This window comes from Waterburya sp. (assembly GCF_058530065.1).
Genome location: NZ_JBZNBU010000421.1, coordinates 1 through 2,738, shown reverse-complemented (window position 1 = coordinate 2,738; position 2,738 = coordinate 1). Strand labels below are relative to the sequence as shown.

At 36.2% G+C, this 2,738-nt stretch carries 1 protein-coding gene; it reads right to left on the bottom strand.

The genetic code is table 11. The annotated features are described in order from the left end of the window. On the bottom strand, nt 1-2,619 hold a 2,619-nt coding region (locus tag AC33VI_RS23055), incomplete at its 3' end, for a tubulin-like doman-containing protein (RefSeq protein WP_491784602.1). Between the last annotated feature and the right edge of the window lie 119 nt (nt 2,620-2,738).

Genomic DNA, 2,738 nt, shown 5'->3' with positions numbered 1-2,738 from the left:
TCTTTTTATTTCCCAACCGTCGGGAGGAATAATGTCGATAAAGTCAATTTGATAATTGTTATGTAAGAAACTATCGTAACTTTGATGGCGTTGATAGTGTTCTCTCATCTTAGGTAAGCTTTGAATTAGTCTGAGGGGAAAAGCACCATATTCATTAACAAAAATAATTTCCGCTTCAGCTTGAATTGGTCTAAGATTGCTAGTATCTAAAACTCCTAAATCTTTATCTAAAATATTCTTAAATTGGGTTATTTCTGGCTTATCGGTATCCTTAAAACCGATAATTTTTTTAGTCTTTTCTAGATCATCACGAAAATAAGGATCTTTAGTATTCAATGCTAAAAGAGGTTCAGATTCTCTAATAATTTGCTCCAAACGCACTGCGCGATCGCTTACGGGATAACTTTCTAAAAAGCGTTTTACTGCCGACTGTACTGTAGAACTACTACGCGCACCAAAGATTTTATCTACTACTAAATTTACTTCTGTTTGAAGATTTTGCTCATCGATAATATTGCGTTCCAAACAACTACTTAAAGACTCTCCTAGACCAATTTTTTCGGTAATTTTACCACTGACTAAAGCTAACTGAGAGATGCGATCGCGATCGGGTAACAGATCTTTATAACAAGTATTAGTATCGGCATCGGCAAAAATAGCTTCGCCACTCATATCATCCACATCTAATAGTTTAAGATCTTCTTCATTTTTTTCATATTGCTGTTTGACATTATTTAAAATATTGCCAAAAGCACTAGCTTTAGTAGTTAGTTCTGTGACGTGACTTTTCAATGCTTTGACTATAATTAATGCTTCGCGAAATAAAGATGATTCGTAGTTTTCTTTAATCAGCTTGCTAATTTGCCCGACTATTCTTTTAGCTTCATCTTGAACTTGACCTGTTTTTTGTTTATTTCTAGGGAATAGACTTTTCTTGGTTTCAATATCTTCTATAGTTTGTTGAGCATCTTTCCATTTTCTCTCGATTACCTCCAAAGAATGAATCGATTTCATACTATTAATGCGATCTTCTAATTCTCGGTAAGATTTATTTAACTCCGTAGTTAAAGCTTCCAACCAAATACGAGTGTTAGCCAGAGAAAAATCTAAATTACTAGGGTTGAGTAATTGCCCTAAATAAGTATCGATATCTTTAATATATTTGGCAGTCAGATGCTTTCTTTGTTCCTGCAAACTAGTCAGCCACATTCCTCTACTATTTTCCGTTTCTCCTGGCTGTACTTTACGAAACTCGCTGCGAATTTCCCTACCTAATTGGGCGACAACATCTTGTCTTTCATCGCGGTTTTGAATCTCGGCAATATCATTTTCTAATCGATTTTTCCAACTACTCAAAGCATTACTAAAAGTCTTGCTACCGTCAGTAGTCGCCTGTTGTAATTTATCGACAAATCCATTATCTTTACCATCGCGATCGTACCAGCGATCTAAAAAGCTAGCTAATAAATTATTCGGATCGGCATTTTGTCCTTCTCCCTGTAACCAAAAGTCTAGCAATTTTATTTTTATCCGATTGAGAGACACTTGTACGGCAATATCGCGGGGGAAATATATTTCTGCCAAACCAAAGGTTAAATAACGTTGGGTATTTGGTCTAGGGTGTTCGTCATTTTTGATGGTCAGTTTAAGATAGTTGTCTCGATTGGCACTAAGAAAAGGTGCTAATTCCCCAGCAAAATCTAAAGTAATCTTATGAGCAATCACATTACATAGTTTGCTCTTGTCAGAAATTTTGTAATCACTTTTAGTGCGATCGGAAACCAAATAAACATATTCAAAAGGCGGGCGCGATTCATCAACAAATTCTAAATTTTGTAGGTCATACTTCGCCTGAAATACCGTTCCCGAACTAGCATAATAATTTAATTCTTTTAATGCTGCATAAGTATTTGCATATTGATCGGAAGTAGCACCATAAAGCTGAGGACTCATCACAAAATAACCTACAGTTTGTGCGTCGTTATCGTCATACATCTGACGCAAACAATAGGCAATATCTAAAAATATGCCGCTTCCAGTACCACCACACAAAGAACCGACTACAAAAACATTTAACTTATTATCTACTTGCCAATTATTACGCAGCATAAAAGCATTATGTCCCCGCGTTCTTTGTTCTGCTGATTCAATCGCGGTTTTGATTTTTCGGTAATTATGAAAAAATGCTAATCTGCCTACAGGTCGAATCGCTTGCGCCCCTTCATCGATCGCTTTTAAATTTTCTAGTAACTGAGGCGGAAACCAACTAGAAATATTACTATATACTCCTGGCGAGCCATCATAATTACTGACATTTTTTGATAATTCCTTCACCATATTATCTACTTCATATCGCGTCATGGTTGCAGCAACTTTTTCCGCATCGGTAAAACGCAAATCGACACCATGATAGTTATTTCCCGTTCTCAAGCCCGTCGTATTACTCGCTCCCTTATCTGTATCAATATGCACGAAACTAATTATCGGTAGTTGTTTAAAATCGCCATAGCGTTCGACAATTAAACGGCGAATTCGCATCAAAATATCTCTACCAGTACCACCTAAGCCAATGCAAACAGTACGGTTTATTTGACGAGATTGATTGGATTCAAATTTCATGGGTTTAATTTAGTTACTTTGAAAAAATACTAGCGAAAAACTTTCACACTGATTTCAAAATCTTGACCGTTAACGGGGCAATTAATCGTAAAGCGATCGCGAGTTATTTCTATCTCTTT